Source organism: Dryocola boscaweniae (genome assembly GCF_025215095.1).
In the GTDB taxonomy this organism is placed as follows: Bacteria; Pseudomonadota; Gammaproteobacteria; order Enterobacterales; family Enterobacteriaceae; genus Dryocola; species Dryocola boscaweniae.
The window spans coordinates 1-240 of sequence record NZ_JALHAP010000006.1 but is presented as its reverse complement, the minus strand read 5'-3'; the positions used below and the strand labels follow the sequence as shown (position 1 = coordinate 240).

The 240-nt window shown below is 47.9% G+C and carries 1 protein-coding gene; it reads left to right on the top strand.

Going from position 1 to position 240, the window contains the following annotated elements; all coding sequences use genetic code 11:
* The coding region (locus MUA00_RS21255; protein WP_408639678.1) for a phage tail assembly chaperone at positions 1-116 on the top strand (116 nt) is incomplete at its 5' end.
* Between the last annotated feature and the right edge of the window lie 124 nt (positions 117-240).

The window sequence follows — 240 nt, the reverse complement described above, 5'->3', positions numbered from 1 at the left end:
AAACTGGCGAACCTGTAGACAAGGAATGGGCGGAATACAGACAAAATTTGCGTGACATTAGTGAGCAAGCTGGTTATCCGTTTAAGATTCACTGGCCTGGGCAACCTTCCAGTTAAAACGTCGGTTTAGGAAGTGCGGCATTACGCGATGCATACAGCACAAGCGGCGACATGCTGTCAGTCGGTGATTTTGGAGTCGGCAGTAATACCATTGTTGGTGGTAACACTAACGGCAACATGA